The 18,262-nt window shown below is 70.6% G+C and carries 12 protein-coding genes; 7 read left to right on the top strand and 5 right to left on the bottom strand.

The window, feature by feature from the left end; translation table 11 throughout:
- Positions 1 to 150 precede the first annotated feature (150 nt).
- Complete coding sequence (locus tag ACTMVF_RS13250) at positions 151 to 807, bottom strand: hypothetical protein (protein ID WP_441271182.1); 657 nt, start codon at positions 805 to 807, stop codon at positions 151 to 153.
- Positions 804 to 1,199 carry a hypothetical protein gene (locus ACTMVF_RS13245; RefSeq protein WP_441271181.1) on the bottom strand — a complete coding sequence of 132 codons (396 nt, stop codon included), beginning with the start codon at positions 1,197 to 1,199 and terminating at the stop codon, positions 804 to 806. Before ACTMVF_RS13245 ends, ACTMVF_RS13250 begins: the two co-directional genes overlap by 4 nt.
- A gap of 67 nt (positions 1,200 to 1,266) precedes the next feature.
- On the opposite strand from ACTMVF_RS13245, the gene ACTMVF_RS13240 reads away from it, so the two are divergent.
- A complete protein-coding gene (locus ACTMVF_RS13240; RefSeq protein WP_441271180.1) occupies positions 1,267 to 4,845 on the top strand; it encodes a CHAT domain-containing protein in 3,579 nt (1,192 codons plus the stop codon).
- Between the two features lie 16 nt (positions 4,846 to 4,861).
- Here ACTMVF_RS13240 and ACTMVF_RS13235 read toward each other — a convergent pair whose 3' ends face one another.
- The 3 genes from ACTMVF_RS13235 to ACTMVF_RS13225 form a co-directional block, all read right to left on the bottom strand.
- Positions 4,862 to 6,349, bottom strand: a complete 1,488-nt coding sequence (locus tag ACTMVF_RS13235; RefSeq protein ID WP_441271179.1) for a cellulose binding domain-containing protein — start codon at positions 6,347 to 6,349, stop codon at positions 4,862 to 4,864.
- Positions 6,350 to 6,538: 189 nt separating this feature from the next.
- Positions 6,539 to 7,894, bottom strand: coding sequence for a radical SAM protein (locus ACTMVF_RS13230; protein ID WP_441271178.1), 1,356 nt, complete (start codon positions 7,892 to 7,894; stop codon positions 6,539 to 6,541).
- A gap of 125 nt (positions 7,895 to 8,019) precedes the next feature.
- Positions 8,020 to 9,036 carry a hydroxyacid dehydrogenase gene (locus tag ACTMVF_RS13225; RefSeq protein WP_441271177.1) on the bottom strand — a complete coding sequence of 339 codons (1,017 nt, stop codon included), beginning with the start codon at positions 9,034 to 9,036 and terminating at the stop codon, positions 8,020 to 8,022.
- Between the two features lie 108 nt (positions 9,037 to 9,144).
- Here ACTMVF_RS13225 and ACTMVF_RS13220 point away from each other — a divergent pair, with 108 nt between their 5' ends.
- From ACTMVF_RS13220 to ACTMVF_RS13195, 6 genes are all read left to right on the top strand, one after another.
- Positions 9,145 to 10,398 (top strand): FAD-binding protein, encoded by a 1,254-nt coding sequence (locus tag ACTMVF_RS13220; protein WP_441271176.1) that lies wholly within the window; start codon positions 9,145 to 9,147, stop codon positions 10,396 to 10,398.
- A 124-nt stretch (positions 10,399 to 10,522) separates the two neighbouring features.
- On the top strand, positions 10,523 to 11,779 hold the full coding sequence (locus ACTMVF_RS13215) for an ROK family transcriptional regulator (RefSeq protein WP_441271175.1): 1,257 nt from the start codon (positions 10,523 to 10,525) through the stop codon (positions 11,777 to 11,779).
- Between the two features lie 270 nt (positions 11,780 to 12,049).
- Positions 12,050 to 13,312 carry an ABC transporter substrate-binding protein gene (locus tag ACTMVF_RS13210; RefSeq protein ID WP_441271174.1) on the top strand — a complete coding sequence of 421 codons (1,263 nt, stop codon included), beginning with the start codon at positions 12,050 to 12,052 and terminating at the stop codon, positions 13,310 to 13,312.
- Positions 13,313 to 13,332: 20 nt separating this feature from the next.
- A complete protein-coding gene (locus tag ACTMVF_RS13205) occupies positions 13,333 to 14,301 on the top strand; it encodes a carbohydrate ABC transporter permease (RefSeq protein ID WP_441271173.1) in 969 nt (322 codons plus the stop codon).
- On the top strand, positions 14,298 to 15,182 hold the full coding sequence (locus ACTMVF_RS13200; RefSeq protein WP_441271172.1) for a carbohydrate ABC transporter permease: 885 nt from the start codon (positions 14,298 to 14,300) through the stop codon (positions 15,180 to 15,182). Before ACTMVF_RS13205 ends, ACTMVF_RS13200 begins: the two co-directional genes overlap by 4 nt.
- 125 nt (positions 15,183 to 15,307) lie before the next feature.
- Positions 15,308 to 18,178 (top strand): glycoside hydrolase family 2 TIM barrel-domain containing protein, encoded by a 2,871-nt coding sequence (locus tag ACTMVF_RS13195; protein ID WP_441271171.1) that lies wholly within the window; start codon positions 15,308 to 15,310, stop codon positions 18,176 to 18,178.
- Positions 18,179 to 18,262: the final 84 nt, after the last annotated feature.

Here is an 18,262-nt window from a genome sequence, read left to right as displayed (position 1 = left end):
GGTCGACACCTCCTCACTCCACACACTCGGCACTTCACACGCTCGGCAGCGGCGGCCATCGGCCGCCGCGGGAACGCCCGTGACTTTAGTACCGGCCGGCCAGGCCCCGCCACTGATTTTCCGAGGGCCCTCCTCGGCCGGATCCGGAGCTCATGGGCAGCGGCTGACCACGGTCATGTTGGCCACGTCGCTCAGCGGCACCACGACGGGGTCGTGCCGCCCCGGGCTCTGCAGCCGGAGCTTGCCTCCGTCGGCGGAGCGCAGTGTTCCGCAGCTGGGTCCGCCGGGGTGGGTCACCTTCAGGTAGACCGGCTTGGCCTTGCCCGCCTCGGCCGGCGCCCACCAGGTGACGACGATGCCCGCGAGCAGCAGGGTCAGCGCGAGCGCGACGAGATACTGGGCCCGCCTGAGCCGTTGTGCCGCGGCGACGGCCAAAGCGACCTTGTAGGCCGCGACCGATCCGTACCGGTCGTGCACCGCACTGAGAGTGGTCGCCCGGGGGCGGGTGCCGGCCTGCGCCGCGAGGGCCTGCCAGAGCCCCATGAGCGCGGCGAGCAGACCGCCGCCGATGAGCAGGGTGAGTGCCGTCTTCCATCCGGTGGTCAGGACGCTGGTGGTGTCCCGTCCCTTGATCACCACGCCGGTGGTGACCAGGGTGAGGAAGGCGGTCAGGCCGTTGCGCCAGGTCTCGGCGCTGGAGCGGACGGCGTCCAGGGAGGCGGCCGACATCTCGCCGAAGGCGTCCCGCTCGGCGATGTCGAAGGCCGAGGGGGCGCTGGTCGGCCGCCGCGGCCGGTACCCGGTCACGGCGTTCCCGGCCCCGAGGCGCTGTCGGCCACGAGTTCCACCCGGAAGCTGACCCCGCAACCGGTGGTGCCTTCCGGGGAGTCGACGTGTGCCGCACCGCAACCGCAGGTGACGTCGACGACCACCACGGGCGGCAGGACCTCGGTCGCGTCCACGTCGGCGATCCCCCTGGGGCTGGTGAAGTCGCCTACGACGGTGGGGACTTGCCGGTCGTCGATCCGCCCGGCGCAGCGCGGGCAGCATCCCCACACCCGGGTGGTCACCACGCCGTCGACGACGGCGACCTCGGCCCGCAGCAGATCCTGCTCCAGCAGGTCGTAGGCCTTGCTGGTCCAGCCGAACTCCGAGGTGGGTTCCCAGCGTTCGCCGGTTCGGTGTTCCGGTGCCGCCATGGTCCGGTCGTTCCCCTCTGCCGTACTGCCCTGCCGTATCGGTGAGTTGCGCCACTAGAGTGACACGATGCTCCGTCCCCTCATCACCGCGCTGTTGGACCGGGTGGCGCGGCACCAGGACGAGGGCGACCCGTCCGCGCTGTTCGAAGAGACGGCCCTGCCCCAAGCCGCCCGGCTGCGGGCGCTCATGGTGCGGGACGACGGCGCCGTCGCCATCGAGGCCCTGGACGCCCTGGTCACGTTCCACATGACGCGGCATCGGGCCCGGCCGGGTGACAACGGATACGCGGACTACGGCGAGGCGCTGCGGCTGCTGCTGTTACGGGCTCGGCTGCTGCCCGGCGGCGTGCCGGAGACGTTCCGGGAGGCGGTCGACGAGGCCGGCCGACGCGCATACGAGGCCCATGGGAAGGCCCGCGCGCTGATCGAGGGGTACGAGCGGACCATGGACACCGCGCACCCGGACGCCGCGGCCCTGGACGAGGCCGTGAGCCACTACCGGGTGGCGCTCGGGCTGGCCCTGGGCGGGCCCGACGTACCCGGGCTGCCCATGTCCCAGCTCTCCACGGCGCTGTTCTACCGGTTCCGGCTCGGCGGCCGAACCGCCGACCTCGACGAGGCGATCAGGCTGCGGGAGGCGTCGATCGAGGCCACGGCCGAGGACAATCCCGAACTGTCCCGGCGCCTCATGCTGTTGTCGACCTTGCTGACCACGCGCCACGAGCGCACCGGACAGCCGGCCGATCTGGAGCGGGCCGTGTCGGTGGGACGCGAGGCGGTGCGAGTGACGCCGGTCGACAGCCACGCCCGCGCGCGTCGCCTCCATCATCTGGCGTTCGCCCTGCATCGCCGGTACGAGCGCACCTACGATCTCGCCGACCTCCAGGAGGCGGTCGGCCATGCTCGGGAGGCGGTGGAGACCGCCTGGCCCGACGACCCCGACCGGCTCGACTTCGCGGCGGGTCTCACCCACCGGCTCGGCGCCCGCTACGACCGGCTGGGCGACCCGGCGGACCTCGACTCTCCCCTCCAGCTGCTGCGCTCCCTGCTGGCCACCGCGCCCGAGGCACAGCGCGCGAAGTCGCGGGCAAAGCTTGCCTGGGCGCTGTTCTGGAGGCACGAACGCACGGGCGAACTCGCGGATCTGGAGAGCGCGATCCTCCTCTGGCGTCAGGCCCTGGACGCGACGGCCCCGACCGCCCCCACCCGAGGGCGTCTGCTCGCCGAGCACGCCAACGCCTACCGAATCCGCTACGAACGGCTGGATTCGGCCGAGGACCTCCAGGAGGCGATCCGGCTGGGGACACAGGCCGTGTCCGCCACAGCGGAGGACGTGGTCGCCCTGCAGGGCCTCGGCCAGAGCTATCTGCTCAGGTACCGCCGCACCTTCGAGCAGGCGGACCTGGACCGTGCGGTCCGCCTGCTGACCCGGGCGATCGACGTGCCGCCGGCCGCCTCCCCCGATACCGACCGCGCCGTGGCCATGGCGGACCTCGCCGAAGCGTTGCGGGAGCGGTACAACAACACCTTCGATCCGGCGGTCCTCGACGAGGCCGTGAAATGGCAGCGAGAGGCCACGAGGACGGTCCCCCGTAGCCACGAGCGTTTCGGCGACTTCCTGTCCGTGCTCGGCCGCGTGCTCCTCCACCGTTTCGAGCAGACGGGAACCCACGCGGACGTGGAGGAAGCGATCGCGACCGCCGAGCGGGCGGTGGCCGTCACGTCCCCCGCCCACCATTCGTACAGCTCGCTCCTCGGCAGTCTGGCCGTGGCTCTGGCCGCCGGTCACGGCAGGCAGCCGGACGCGCTCGACCGCCCCGTGGCCCTCGCCCGGCAGGCCGTGGCGACGGCGCGTGCGGACGACGTCTTCCTGCCCCGGGCCTGGCGGCGCCTCGGCGATCTGCTGCGGCGGCGCTACCAGCACACCGGCGACCGGGCCGACCTGCACGAGGCCGTCGAGTGCTGGCGTCGGGCCGACGCGATGCCCTACGCCACACAGCAACTCCGTATGGAGTGCCGCTCCAACTGGGGACGGGCCGGCGTCGAACTCGGCGACTTCGCCCTGGCCACCGACGGATACGACCGTGCGCTGCTCCTGCTGCCCGAACTGGCCTGGCACGGGCTGCCCAGAACGGCGCGTGAGCGGCATCTGACCGACTGGTCCGGGATCGCCTCCACGGCCGCCGCCTGCCACATCCTGGCCGGGGCACCCGAGCGGGCGCTGGAACTGCTCGAACAGGGCCGGACGGTCGTCCACAGCCAGCTTCTGCGCACGCGAAGCGATCTGTCACGGCTCGCCGAACGGGACCCGGCACTGGCGGACCGTATGCGCCGGGTGCGTGAGCGCCTCGACACCGGCCGGCTGGGCGTGGACGCCGATCCGGCGGAGATGTCCGAGGCCGTCCTGGTGTCTCCCCTCGCGCGGGAGCGGCTGGCGCGGGAGCGGGCCGAGCTGTGCCGCGAGTGGGACGAACTGCTCGCCGAGGCACGCGGGTTGGACGGCTTCGAGCGGTTCCTCGCGCCCGTCCCGTACGAGGAACTACGCATGGCGGCGGACGGCGGGCCGGTCGTCGTGGTCAATGTCAGCCCGGTCGCCTGCCACGCCCTTGTGGTGCGCGGCGCCCCGGCACCCGTCGAGGTGGTCGAGCTGCCCGACCTGACGGACGAGGCGGTCACCCGGCGGGTCCTCACGTTCCTCAACGTCCTGGCGAGACGTCGTCGGCCGGAACGGCCCTTCCTGCGCCGGGAGGAGGACCGGCACGCCGTGTACGACCTGCTGGAGTGGTTGTGGGACAGCATCGCCGGGCCCGTGCTGGACCGCCTCGGCATCGACGGCGCGACGGACCGGGAGCCGCCTCGGCTGTGGTGGTGTCCGACGGGGCGGCTGGCGTTGCTGCCCCTGCACGCCGCCGGCCGGTATCCGCGCCATCGCGGCGCCACGGACACGAGCGGCGCCCGCTCCGTGCCGGACCGTGTGGTCTCCTCGTATGCCTCGACGCTCACGGCACTGCGCCGCGCCCGGCTGGGCGGCGGGAGCGACGGCTCCTTCGGCGGGCTGCTGGTGGTGGGTGTGCCGCAGGCGCCGGGCCTGCCCGGGTTGCCGGGCGTGGAGCGGGAGTGCGCGCAGCTGCTGGCCGGCCTCCCGGCGGGTGCGCGGGCCGGCGGACTGCTCGGGCGGGACGCGACCCGTGCGGCCGTGCGGCAGGCTCTGCACGAGCACGCCTGGGTGCACTTCGCCTGTCACGCGGAGCAGGACGACATGGATCCGGCGGCCAGTGCGCTCGCGCTGCACGACGGGCGGCTCACCGCGGCCGAGCTGCTGGAACTGGAGCTTCCACAGGCGGAGTTGGCCTACCTGTCGGCATGCGAGACGGCCTTCGGTGCGGTGAACCTGCCCGATGAGGTGATGCATCTCGCCTCGACCCTGCAGGCGGCGGGTTACCGGCATGCCATCGCGACGATGTGGGAGGTACAGGACGGCTCGGCCGCGGACGTGGCCACGCGGGTCTATGCCACGCTGACCGGCACCGGTCTGCCGGACGCCGCCGGCGCCGCCCGCGCGCTGCACGCCGCGGTCGCCGCGCAGCGCGTGCAGGACCCGACGGATCCGCTGCGGTGGGCGGCCTATCTGCACGTCGGACCGTGACGGGCGGCCGGCCCGGTCAGTCCGCCCTGGTGCAGGCGTGCCCGTTCAACGTGAAGTCGTACCCCGGCGAGTTCTCGCCCTCCCGCGACGCGAGGAATCCGAAGGCCAGCTCGCCGTCGCCGGGAACCGTCTTGTTGTAGTCGGCGGCCTCGGCCGTGACGCGGGAGCCGTTCTGGGCGAAGCTCGCGTCCCACATCTGGCCGACCTTCTGGCCGTCCCGGAAGGACCAGGCGACGCGCCAGTCGTCGAGGGCCCGTTCGGTGGTGACGGTGACGGTGGCCTGGAAGCCGTCGGGCCATTCGTTGACGAGGTCGTACTCGACGCTGCAGGTCGCCGGTTCACTCGGGGACGGGTCCGGATCGTCCTCGCCGGCCTTGGTGGACGTGGTGCCCTGCGGTCCCGGGTCGGGGTTCTTCGGTCCGGGCGCGTCGTCCCCTTTCGTGCCGCTCTCCGACGGCTCCGGGGAGTTCGAGGAGGGCTGCCTGGCGGACGTGACCGGCACGGAGAAGCCGGGGTCGGCGACCGGCCGGCGGTCGGACGGGTCGCCGCCCGCGGTGTCGCCGTCGCCGGTGGAGCCTGCGGGCATCATCGACACCGCGAGGGCGAGCGCGGAGACGAGGACGGCGGCGACGAGGAGGCCGTTGCGTACGACGCGCGCCTTGTGCGCACCGGAGTTCGGCGGGCCTGCGTCCACGGGGTCGGGGCGTCCGGCGCCGAGGCGCACTTCGGCGGCTCGGCGGCGCCGCTCCAGGTAGGCGAGGCCGCCCCAGCCGATCACACCGCCGGCGAGGGCGCTGGGCAGTCCGCCGCCGTGCAGCCGCAGACAGGCGGCGGCCTCGGCGCACTGCACACACGTGGCGAGATGGCGGGAGAGGTCGTCCGGGGTGTCGGCGGCGGTCGAGCGGGTGACGGCGTCGAGGAGGCGGGCGTAGCTGCGGCACTGCGCGTCCATCGGCGTGTCGAGGTGGTTGCGGTGGCAGCGGTCCCTGAACAGGCCCCGGACCTGGGTGAGTTCCTCGGAGACGGCGGCCGGGTCGAGACCGAGCCGACGGGCCACCACGTGCAGTGGAAGCGCCTCCACCTCGGCCAGCCACAGCAGGGCGGCGTCGGGTTCCTGCATGTCACGCAGTCCGCGCAGCGCGATCGGGCGCTGCAGCGGGGGTCCGGTGTAGCGGGCGGCCTTGTCGGAGTTGAGCCACAGGCGCAGATCGGGGTCGAGCTTGTGGCCCTGCCCGCTCTCCTCCCAGGCGGCCGCCGTGGAGCGTACGGCGGTCAGCAGCAGGGGGATTCGGGGCAGGCGGGCCGGGCGGCGGCCCGCACTCCTGAAGGTCCCGGCATGGGCCTCACGGGCCTCGCGTATGCCGGTCGAAAACGCCTCGGTCGCCAGCTGTTTGGCGGCGGCGGAACCGGCCGTGCACAGGTCGGCGTACGACAGCACGGCGTCCCAGCACTCGGAGAACAGCGCGGCCTCGGTGGCGTCCTGGGGGGTCGGCAGGTCGGGCATGGGTCTCCTGCATCCACATGCGAGGTCAACTCACCATATTGGCAGTGGAGTTGGGGGGAACCTCGCGGCAGGACATGAGCCTTTCACGCTTCCGACACAACTGACAAGCGCCGTGTTCAAATGTCATGACAGGCCGCGCGCCCCTACAACTCCAGCCACTTGTACGGACGCGGGCCCCGTCTGTCTCACCTACACCGGCGTGGAATCCTCCGCGGTGGTGGAACCCTCCGCCGTCGCGGAATCCTGCGCCGGCAGGCTGTCCATGAAGGAGCTCACCGAGAACACCGCGCGGCCGGGACCGGGCGGGCCGTAGCCGGGGGGCGAGGACAGGCCAAAGTCGTCCATCGTCTGGCGATAGGCCTGCAGCAGCCGGATGTGGTACTCCAGCGGCGCGCCCTGCGGGTTGGCCTTGCCGAGCGGGGTCGTCGGCTCGGGACACCACGTGGTGAACCGGGGCGTGATCCCGTGGGACATGAAGAACCGCAGCCCTTCCGTCGTCGAGGCGATGGCCTCGTCGACGGATCCGAAGCCGAAGGGCTCCGCCATCTCCACGCCGGCCACGAAGTTGGGGATGACGTTGCGGGCGCCGAAGATGTCGGCCGAGTCGAGGATGCGCTTGTGCCACTCGTCGCGGCCGACGTAGCGCTCCTTGCCCGGGCAGTACATCTTGAAGAGGTACTCGTCCCACACCTCGTAGTTGGGGTGGTAGATCTGCACGCCGTAGTCCTTGAAGCGCTGCACGTCGTCGCGCGGCAGCGCCTGGGCGACGACCTTGCCGATCCACCGCCCCGGGAAGCGCTCCTCGATGGCCTTGGCGTAGTGGCCGTAGAAGTCGGCCTCGTCACGGCCGGAGACCGTCTTGGTGATCGCGCCGCCGGTGAGGGTGTAGGCGGTGGACGCCTTGGCGGTGTCGTACCGGTCGATGATCTCGAGGGCCTCCAGCACCTCCTCGACGTCCTTCACGCCCGTGTACGGGCGCCCGGCCGCCTTGTGCTGGCGCCAGTTGTGGTTGATGTCGCAGTACTGGCACTCCTCCTTGGCGCCGAAGTACTGGCAGACCCGGAAGACGGTGAGGTAGATCAGGTAGCCCCACTGGATGGTCGGGGCGACCTCCATCACCGACTTCCCGCTGGCGAGGGTGTGCCGGTAGTACTCCGGCATCGGCGGCACACCGACGTCGGCGATCCGCTTGCCGTCGAGGTAGAGCCCGAGCATGCCCTCCTCGTCGGCGGCGACCCGGTACGGCGAGGACGGGTTCACACGCACCGAGACGACGGTGCGCCGCAGGTCGTACGGGCCGCCGGTCAGGATGATCTCCTCCGGCGGGCGGCGCAGCGCGGCCTCACCGAGCTCGGGCAGGGTGCCGTGGTCGAAGGAGAAGATGAAGTACGACTTCGGCTTGACCTCGCCGTCCTCGTTGTCGCTGAGGGCGGATGGGTCGAAGGCCACTCCGCCCCGGAGCAGATCCTCCTTGAAGACGGCTTCCCGCGGAACGTGCGGGAATCGCTCCATCAGATCCTCGACCAGTGCGGTGCGGCTGCCCATCCGTAATCTCCTCCCGGCTCAGGCGTTCGACTCCTCACGGTATGCCCCTGCCTGGGTGCGAGCAGCATCGGGGCCCCTGGAAGGGGCTCCGCCCTGCACGCCGGGGCCCGGCACCTCCCGAGGGCTCATGCCTCCTTCTGCAACGCCACCGGATCCACCGGATGCGCCAACTCCCCTCCCGCCCTCCACCGTTCCGCCTCCTCCGCCACCGCGATGCCGAGCCGCGCCACCTCGTTGCCCTGCGAACCGGCCAGGTGCGGGGTGATGAAGGCGTTCGGGAGGTCGTAGAGGGGTGAGTCCGCAGGCAGGGGCTCCGGGTCGGTCACGTCGAGGATGGCGCTGAGGCGGCCGGTACGGAGTTCGGCCAGCAGGGCGTCGTGGTCGACCAGACCGCCCCGCGCGGTGTTGAGCAGTACCGCCCCGTCGGGCATCAGGGCCAGCTCGCGGCGGCCGACGAGGTGGTGGGTCTCCGGCGTCTCGGGGGCGTGCACGGTCACGACGTCCGACGTGCGCAGCAGGTCGTCCAGGGCAAGCAGGGGCACGCCCAGCGCCGCTGCCCCGGCCTCGTCGACGTACGGATCGGTGAGGCTCACCCGCAGGTCGAAGGGGCGCAGCAACTCGATCACCTTGCGTCCGATGCGCGACGCCCCGATGACGCCGACCCGGCGGCCGCGGTTGCCGATGCCGGGGACGAGCCCCCAGCCGGGGAAGGCGCGCTCGGTGCGCAGGCGGTCGCGGGCGGCGAAGATGTCCTTGCCGGCGAGCAGGATCATGGCGAGCGTGTACTCGGCGACCGGCACGGCGTTGGCGGCGGCCGCCGAGCTCACCGCGATGCCCCGCCGCCACAGCTCGGGCGTGGCGAGGCTCTTGACCGAGCCGGCCGAGTGCAGCACCGCGCGCAGCTTCGGCGCGGCGTCGAGCACGACCGCGTCCAGGCGGGGGCAGCCCCAGCCGGTGACGAGGATCTCGGTGCGGGCGAGCGCGTCCTTGAGGCGCGGGTCCGTGAAGTCCTCGTGGTCCTCGGCCACCAGGGCGGGATCGATGTCCACCGACTCCCGCAGCCGCTGAAGCACCTCCGGCGGGAAGACCTGCGGCACGTTCTCGGCGGACATGGCGAACATGGCGTACGGCCGCTGGGTCAAGGACGTGGCCTCCGGCTCGGCGAAGTGGAGTGGGAAAACGCTCTCTACCGTAGGCAGGCGCGAATGAGAGGGTCAACGCACAAGCACCCACCTCGAAGGACGGCAGGGATGACGGAGACGATCACCAACTGGGCGGGCAACATCACCTACACCGCCAAGGAGCTGCACCGGCCGCACTCGATCGACGCGGTCAGCGCCTTGGTGGCGGGGAGCGAGCGGGTGCGGGTGCTGGGCAGCGGGCACTCCTTCAACGAGATCGCCGAGCCGGGCCCCGAGGGCGTCCTGCTGTCGATCGCCGGTCTGCCGCCGGTGATCGACGTGGACCGCGCGGCCCGTACGGTGCGCGTCTCGGGCGGCGTACGGTACGCCGAGCTCGCCCGCGCGGTGTACGCGCACGGGCTCGCGCTGCCCAACATGGCGTCCCTGCCGCACATCTCGGTGGCCGGCTCGGTCGCCACCGGCACGCACGGGTCGGGGATCGGCAACGGCTCGCTGGCCGCGTCCGTGCGGGAGGTGGAGCTGGTCACGGCGGACGGGTCGGTGGTGACCGTCGGACGGGGAGAGCAGCGGTTCGGCGGTGCCGTCACCTCGCTGGGCGCCCTCGGTGTCGTCACGGCGCTCACCCTCGACCTGGAGCCGTCCTTCGACGTCGAGCAGCATGTCTTCACCGAACTGCCGCTGGACGGGCTGGACTTGGCGGCGTTCGAGACGGTGATGTCGTCGGCGTACAGCGTGAGCCTGTTCACCGACTGGCGGGAGCCGGGGTTCCGGCAGGTGTGGCTCAAGCGGCGCACCGACCAGCCGCTGCCCGGCTTCCCGTGGGCGGCGCCCGCCACCGAGAAGCTGCACCCGGTGCCGGGGATGCCCGCGGTCAACTGCACGGAGCAGTTCGGGGTGCCGGGGCCGTGGCATCAGCGGCTGCCGCACTTCCGGGCGGAGTTCACGCCGAGCAGCGGGGCCGAGCTGCAGTCGGAGTACCTGCTGCCGCGCGAGTACGCCCTCGACGCGCTGCACGCGCTCGACGGGATACGGGAGACGGTCGGCCCCGTGCTGCAGACCTGCGAGGTGCGGACCGTCGCCGCCGACGACCAGTGGCTCAGCCCCTCCTACGGACGGGACACGGTGGCGCTGCACTTCACCTGGATCGAGGACACCGCGGCCGTGGTGCCGGTGGTGCGGCGACTGGAGGAGGCGCTGGACGCCGTCGACCCCCGGCCGCACTGGGGGAAGGTGTTCACGGTGCCGGCGCGGGTGCTGGGCGGGCGCTACCCGCGGCTGGGGGACTTCCGGGCCCTGGCGCGGGAACTGGACGCGGGTCGGAAATTCGCCAACGCCTTCGTGCAGGACATACTGGGAGACTGACTCCCGGGAGACTTTATAAACCCCCTTTCCTAACCCCTTGTCGAAAGGCGGCGCACGTCATAGCCTTGCGCCGCGCCGGTGCCGACGACGACCCGGCCTGAACGAAGGGACGGGGGCGCCACCGGTGAAGCGCACATCACGCGACATCCGTACCGCGAACCGCTACGAGGTGCTGCGCCAGATCATCGCCGCGTCGCCCACCTCCCGGCAGGAGCTGGCGGCCGCCACCGGTCTCAGTCTCGCCACGGTCGCCACCCTCGTGGGCGAGCTGCTCGACCTCCGGATGATCACGGAGGTCGGGTTCGAGGACTCGGCCGGCGGCCGCCCCCGCGGGCTCGTGGCCGTCCACGCGTCCGGCGGCGCGCTGATCGGCGTCGACATCGCGGAGACGTACGTACGGGTCGAGCTGTTCGATCTCGGGCTGAACGTGCTGGCCCGCGCCGACGAGGACATGCGCCCCGGCGAGAGCCGCCCCGAGCAGGTCGTCGGCCATGTCGCCGCGGCCGTCGGCTCGGTGGTCGCGCAGGCCGGCGTGGAGGGCGCGCGGGTGCTCGGCGTCGGGGTGAGCGTGCCGGGGCAGGTGGACCGGGCCACCGGCGTCGCCGAGTACGCCCCGAACTGGGACTGGCACGACGTGCCCCTGCTCGACCTGCTCGCCGAGCAGATCGCCTACCCGCTGTACCTGGACAACCCGTTGCGCGCCTGCGCGGTGGCCGAGCTGTGGTTCGGTGCCGCGCGCGGCAGCGGGGACGCCGTGGTGGTCAACCTCGGAACCGGCGTGGGCGCCGGGCTCGTGCTCGGTGGCGGGCTGCACCGGGGCGTGAGCAACAGCGCCGGCGAGTGGGGCCATACGACGCTCGTGCTGGACGGACGGCTGTGCCACTGCGGCAACCACGGCTGCGTCGAGACGTATGTCGGCGCGCCCGGGATCATGGTGAACCTGCGGGAGCTGGCCGCCGACAGCGCGCTGCTCCACCCCGAGGACCAGACGGCCACGATCGACGCGCTCGCCCGTGGGGTCGGCGCGCACGATCCGGTGGCGCTCAAGGTGGTCCGGGACACCGCCCGTTACCTGGGCGCCGGGATCGCCGACCTGGTGAATCTGTTCAACCCCGAAGTCGTCGTGCTCAGCAGCTGGGTCGCCGCCACCCTGGGCGAACCGCTGCTGCACGAGGTGCGCGAGGCCGTGGCCCGGCACGCGCTCCGGCGTCCGCTGGCCGCCACCCGGATCGTCCTGTCCGCCATCCCCACCGACCCGGTGTGTCTGGGCGCGGCGACGTTCGCACTCGAGGGTGCGTTGCAGTCGGCCCCGCAGAAGAGGACGCAGCCCGCCGCACAACGCGGCACACCTGTGAGGAGCCGTACCGTACCGCCTTCATGAGGGATGTGATCCCCCCTCCTGAAAGGGCGTGATTCCTTCTTCCCGAAAGGGAGTTGCCGGTCGCTGGTGCGGCGTCCCGCAACCCCCTCACGTCCGGTATTCCGAACGTTGCACAACGCTTCGTGCAGACTTCGTCCAACCCCTTGCCGAAGCCTTAGTCGAAGGTTAACGTCCCGCACCGCAACCCCAATTGAGCCAACTGGCGCTGAGCCGCTCCAGCCACAGGCACGGGCACAGGGCCGCAGCCGCACTCGAGACAAGGACGTCAGCATGTCGGCATTGAGCAACACCAACTGGGACCGCCGAAACGTACTGCGAGCCGCGATGGGCCTGGCCGCCGCCGGAGGACTGGCCGCGTGCGGCAGCAACACCGGGCGCGGCAGCGGCGGCTCGGGCGACGGTCTCGTGCAGTACTTCCACGCCTACGGCGAGGCGGGCGTCGAGCAGGCCGTCAAGCGGTACGCGAAGGCCTACGACAAGACCGACGTGACCACGCAGTGGATCACCGGCAACAACTTCGAGCAGAAGCTGTTCGCCGCGCTGCTCACCAAGAACGCGCCGGACGTGTTCGAGTTCCACCCGCAGATCCAGCTCGTCAAGAGCGGTCAGGTGGCGGACCTGACCGACATCATCGAGCCGGTCAAGGACGACTTCAACGCGGCCGACATCAAGTCGCACACGGTCGACGGCAAGATATACGGCGTCCGGATGATCGACGACCCGCAGTTCCTCTTCTACCGGCCCTCGCTGTTCGAGAAGGCGAAGATCGAGGTGCCGACCACGCTGGAGGAGCTGATCGAGGCCGCCGACAAGCTGACCACCAGCAAGGTCAAGGGCATCTTCCTCGGCAACGACCTGACCTCGATCGACCGCCCGCTGATCTGGTCGGCCGGCGCCGACACCCTCACCGCGGACAACCAGCCCGCGTTCAACACCGACGCCGTCGCCGACGGTCTGAAGCAACTGCGTGGCCTCTTCACCAGCGGCAACCTGCTCCTGGACGCCCCCGCCGACTCGTGGGACCCGTCGGCCTTGATCCAGGGCCTGACCGCGATCCAGTGGTGCGGTATGTGGGCCATGCCGGCCATGCAGAAGGCGCTCGGCGACGACATCGGCATCTTCCCCTTCCCGAAGGTCGGATCCAGCGGCAAGCAGTCGGTCTACAACGGCGGCTGGTCGATGTTCGTCAACGCCAAGGGCAAGAACGTCGAGGCGGCCAAGGAATACGTGAAGTGGCTGTGGATCGACCAGAAGGAGTACCAGGAGGACTTCGCCACCTCCTACGGCTTCCACATCCCGCCGCGCACCTCCCTCGCCGAGTCCGCGACGAAGCTGAAGTCCGGTCTGCCGGCCGAGGGCGTCAAGCTGTTCAACGAGTTCGGTCACTTCGACAACATCGGCTGGACCCAGGCCATGATCGCCGCGTTCTGGGACGTGATCGCCAACTCCGTCCGCAAGGACGGTGACCCCAAGGCCCAGCTCGACGCTGCGGAGAAGAAGGTCAACGCCGAGCTCAAGAAGCTCTTCGGATAGGCCGCCGGACGGATCTCGACATGTCGACCACCACCACGCGCGGGGTCGCCAAGAGCCCCGCCCCGGCCAAGGTCTCCAAGGGCCGGCCGCGGCGGGGCCTCAAGGCGAACAGCACCTTCAACTTCTGGCTCTTCACCGGGCCCTTCCTGATCGGCCTGGTGATCTTCGTCTTCGTGCCGATCGGCTGGAGCATCTACCTCAGCTTCTTCGAGGCACGCTTCACCGTCACGCCGAGCGAGTTCATCGGCTTCGACAACTACCAGCAGATCCTGACGGACACGAACTTCAGGAACTCCCTCGTCACCTTCACCGTGTTCGCCGCGTTCATCGTGCCGGCCACCTGGGCCCTCTCGCTGGGCCTGGCGCTGCTGGTGAACCGGCTGCGGTTCATGCGGGCGTTCTTCCGGTCGGTGTTCTTCCTGCCGACCGCCGTCAGCTATGTCGCCGCCGCGCTGATCTGGAAGATGTCCATCTTCAACGGCGTCCGCTTCGGCCTGATGAACACGGTCATCGGCTGGTTCGGCATCGACAACATCGCCTGGCTGGCCAACCCCGATCCGCCCTGGTACTGGCTGGTCATCGTGACCGTCCGGCTGTGGCTCCAGTCGGGCTTCTACATGATCCTGTTCCTCGCGGCACTCCAGAACATCCCGCGGGAGCTGTACGAGGCCGCCGCCATCGACGGCGCCAAGCCGGGCTGGCAGACCTTCCGGCACATCACCCTGCCCCAGCTGCGGGCCACGTCCACCGCGGTGATCCTGCTCCTGCTCGTCGCCGCCTACCAGGCATTCGACGAGTTCTTCAACCTGCTCCCCAAGGCCACCTGGGGCCAGCCCCCGCTGGTCGAGCTGTACAAGGTGGCCCTCGGCCAGAACCAGAACTACGGCGCGGGCAGCGCGGGCGCGGTCGTGCTGACCCTGCTCATCTGCATCGTGACGCTGCTCCAGGGCAAGATCATGGGCTTCGGAAGGGGTGAGGAGTCCAAGTGACCACCACAGCACCCGACGTCAGGAAAGTCACCAAGCCGGCCAAGGTCAGGCGCGGCGGCGGCGTCATGGGCAACACCGGCCTGTACATCGCGACCGGCATCGCGGCCCTTCTCTTCCTGATCCCCTTCTATCTGATCGTCCGCAACGCGCTGATGACGGACCCGGAGATCACGGGCGAGAACTGGAAGTGGTTTCCCACCTCCATCCAGTGGGGCAACATCACCGAGCCGTTCGACGACGTCACCGTCGACTTCGCGCAGTCCCTGTGGAACTCCGTGGTCGTCGCCGTCCTCCACACGGTGGGCATCCTGCTGATCTGCTCGATGGCGGGATACGGCCTCGCCCGCATCCCGTACAAGCACGCGAACAAGGTGTTCTACGCGGTCCTGGTGACCCTGATGGTTCCCACGGCCGTCACCTTCGTGCCGAGCTTCGTGCTGGTCTCGTCCCTCGGCTGGGTGGACAGTTACCGAGGTCTCATCATCCCGGGCCTGTTCAGTGGTTTCACCTGCTTCCTCTTCCGGCAGTACTTCCTCGGGTTCCCCAAAGAGCTGGAGGAGGCGGCACGCGTGGACGGGCTCGGCTACTGGGGCGCGTACTGGCGTGTCGTCGTGCCGAACTCGCTGAACTTCTTCGCGGCGATCGCCACGATCACCTTCATCAACGGCTGGAACGCCTTCCTGTGGCCGCTGGTCATCGGCCAGGACCCGAGCGCCTGGACGGTTCAGGTCGCGCTGTCGTCGTACATGACGAACCAGACCGTCAACTACCACCTGATCTTCATGGCCACGGCCATTTCCATCCTGCCCCTGGTGTTCGTGTTCCTCTTCCTCCAGCGCTGGCTGGTGCAGGGGATCGCGCAGACCGGCATCAAGGGCTGAACCGTGCGCTCCGCGAAGTACCGTGCGAAGTCTGCGGGCCGTGGTGGGCTGGTCGCGCCGTTCCCCGCGCCCCTGACGGGGCGCGAGCCCACACCAGGTTTCGCCGAAATCCGTTGAGGAGACTGATGCAGTTCCGCACCACCACGCTTGTCGACTACGTCGAGGACGTCTCCCCGGGCCGCGGGGCCCTCCCGCCCCGCGCCTGGTACGCGTCCTCGGACGCCAAGTCGCTGTCTTTGAACGGTAATTGGCGCTTGCGCGTGTCGCCGACCGCCGACGCCGAGGACGACTCGTTCGCCGAGGAGGGGTACGACGCCGGGGACTGGGCAGAGGTCACGGTCCCCGGACACTGGGTCCTGCAGGGCGACGGGGCCTTCGGGTCGCCCATCTACACCAACCACCTGTACCCCTTCCCGGTGGACCCGCCGCACGTCCCGACGGAGAACCCGACCGGCGACCACCTGCGAGTCTTCGACCTGCCGGCGGACTGGCCGGCCGACGGCGACGCCGTGCTGCGCTTCGACGGCGTCGAGTCCTGCGCCCGGGTGTGGCTGAACGGCACGGACATCGGTGAGTTCAAGGGCTCCCGCCTGCCGCACGAGTTCGCGGTCGGGCAGCTGCTGAAGCCGACCGGCAACGTGCTCGCCGTCCGTGTGCACCAGTGGTCGGCGGGCTCGTACCTGGAGGATCAGGACCAGTGGTGGCTGCCCGGCATCTTCCGTGACGTCACCCTGCTGCACCGCCCGGCGGGCAGCGTGGGCGACTTCTTCGTGCACGCCTCCTACGACCACACCACGGGCGAGGGCACCCTGCGCGTCGACTCCGACGTCGACGGGCGGGTGTCCGTGCCCGCCCTGGACATCGATGTCGCGACCGGCGAGCCGGTGACGGTCCCGGTCGAGCCGTGGTCGGCGGAGACGCCGAGGCTGTACGACGGCGAGCTGGTCACGGCGGGCGAGCGGGTGCCGCTGCGCATCGGCTTCCGTACGGTCGTTCTCGAGGACGGCCTGATCAAGGTCAACGGCAAGGCGATCCTCTTCAAGGGCGTCAACCGCCACGAGTGGCACCCGGAGAAGGGCCGCGCCCTCGACCTGGAGACCATGCGCGAGGACGTGCTGCTGATGAAGCGGCACAACCTCAACGCGGTGCGCACCTCGCACTACCCGCCGCACCCGGCCTTCCTCGACCTGTGCGACGAGCTGGGCCTGTGGGTCATCGACGAGTGCGACCTGGAAACGCACGGCTTCACCGAGCAGGCCTGGCGGGACAACCCCGTCGACGACGACCGCTGGACCCCGGCCCTGCTGGACCGCGCGGCCCGCATGGTCGAGCGGGACAAGAACCACCCGTCGATCGTCTTCTGGTCCCTCGGCAACGAGGCCGGCACCGGACGCGGCCTGACCGCCATGGCCGAGTGGATCCACGGCCGGGACCCGGAAAGGCTCGTGCACTACGAGGGCGACTGGGACTGCCGGGACACGGATGTGTACTCGCGGATGTACGCCTTCCACGACGAGGTCGAGAAGATCGGGCAGCGCCTGGACGGCGGTACGCACAAGCGTCGCGAACTGCCTTTCCTCCAGTGCGAGTACGGGCACGCCATGGGCAACGGCCCCGGCGGACTCGCCGACTACCAGGAGCTCTTCGAGAGGTACGACCGGCTCCAGGGCGGCTTCATCTGGGAGTGGATCGACCACGGCATCAAGCACCCCGAGCTGGGCTACGCCTACGGCGGTGACTTCGGCGAGGAGCTGCACGACGGCAACTTCGTCTGCGACGGCCTGATCTTCCCGGACCGCACGCCCTCCCCCGGGCTCGTCGAGTACAAGAAGGTCATCGAGCCGGTCCGCATCGAGAGCGACGGCGCCGACGGCACCGTACGGGTGACGAACAAGTACGACTTCGCCGATCTGTCGGGGCTCGCCTTCGAGTGGTCGTACCAGGTGGACGGCGAGACGGTCGAGGCGGGCAGCCTATCGGTGCCGAACCTCGCCCCCGGCGAGTCGGCCGACGTCAAGCTGCCGGAGCCGCCCGCGCACGAGCCGAGCGGCGAGAGCCAGTGGACCGTGCGGGCGCTGCTGGCGGCCGACACGGCGTGGGCACCGAAGGACCACGTGGTCGCGTGGGGCCAGTTCCCGTTGGCCGCCCGGCAGTTGCCGGCGATCTCCGCGAGCGACCGGCCCGCCGCGAGCGACCGGCTGATCACCCTCGGCCCGGCCTCCTTCGACGCCCGCACCGGCGCGCTGAAGACCATCGGCGGCGTCGAGGTGACGGCTCCGCGTCTGGACCTGTGGCGGGCGCCCACCGACAACGACGACGGCGCCGAGTGGCAGACCGACACCCGCTACGGGATGCTGTGGCGCAAGTACGGCCTGCATCGCATGCGGCACCGGCTGGACGCCGTCGAGTTGAGCGAGGACGCGCTGACCGTACGGACCCGGGTGGCGCCCGCCGCCTGGGAGGTTGGCCTCGCCACGGTGTACCGGTGGACCTCCGACGGCACCCGGCTGAAGCTGAGCGTGTCCGTGACGCCCGAGGGCGAGTGGAAGGTGCCGCTGCCCCGGCTGGGCATCCGGTTCGGGCTGGCGCAGGCGGACGCCGTGCGGTGGTTCGGCGGCGGTCCCGGTGAGGCGTACCCGGACAGCAGGACGGCGTCGATGGTCGGCCGTTGGCACTCCACCGTCGACGAGCTGCAGACGCCGTACGTCCGCCCGCAGGAGAACGGCGCCCGTGCCGACGTGCGCTGGGTGGAGCTCGGCGGGCTGCGGATCGAGGGCGACCCGGAGTTCTGGTTCACCGCCCGCCGCTGGACCAGCGAGCAGTTGGACGCCGCGCGGCACCTCACCGATCTGGCGCCGGGGGACACCGTGTGGGTCAACCTCGACCACGGCCAGCACGGCATCGGCTCCCAGTCCTGCGGCCCGGGCCCGCTGCCGCAGTACTTCCTGCGGGCGGAGCCGACGGAGTTCTCGTTCGTGTTCTCGAACTCCAGGTAAGAAGACCATTAATCGATTGACCGATTGATCGACTTTCCGACAGTGTCGGAAAGTCGCCGGCGGCCGGTCGGCGCTTATGCCGAC

The sequence above is a fragment of the Streptomyces sp. SD31 genome (assembly GCF_052068475.1).
GTDB lineage: Bacteria > Actinomycetota > Actinomycetes > Streptomycetales > Streptomycetaceae > Streptomyces.
The sequence above is the reverse complement of the archived record's forward strand: the minus strand, read 5'-3'. Positions and strand labels throughout refer to the sequence as shown.

Excerpts from the sequence above, each read along its gene's own strand:
- ACTMVF_RS13210 (WP_441271174.1), top strand. The coding sequence starts at position 12,050 with ATGTCGGCATTGAGCAACACCAACTGGGACCGCCGAAACGTACTGCGA.
- ACTMVF_RS13195 (WP_441271171.1), top strand. The coding sequence starts at position 15,308 with ATGCAGTTCCGCACCACCACGCTTGTCGACTACGTCGAGGACGTCTCC.
- ACTMVF_RS13220 (WP_441271176.1), top strand. The coding sequence starts at position 9,145 with ATGACGGAGACGATCACCAACTGGGCGGGCAACATCACCTACACCGCC.
- ACTMVF_RS13245 (WP_441271181.1), bottom strand. The coding sequence starts at position 1,199 with ATGGCGGCACCGGAACACCGAACCGGCGAACGCTGGGAACCCACCTCG.
- ACTMVF_RS13240 (WP_441271180.1), top strand. The coding sequence starts at position 1,267 with ATGCTCCGTCCCCTCATCACCGCGCTGTTGGACCGGGTGGCGCGGCAC.
- ACTMVF_RS13235 (WP_441271179.1), bottom strand. The coding sequence starts at position 6,349 with ATGCCCGACCTGCCGACCCCCCAGGACGCCACCGAGGCCGCGCTGTTC.
- ACTMVF_RS13230 (WP_441271178.1), bottom strand. The coding sequence starts at position 7,894 with ATGGGCAGCCGCACCGCACTGGTCGAGGATCTGATGGAGCGATTCCCG.
- ACTMVF_RS13205 (WP_441271173.1), top strand. The coding sequence starts at position 13,333 with ATGTCGACCACCACCACGCGCGGGGTCGCCAAGAGCCCCGCCCCGGCC.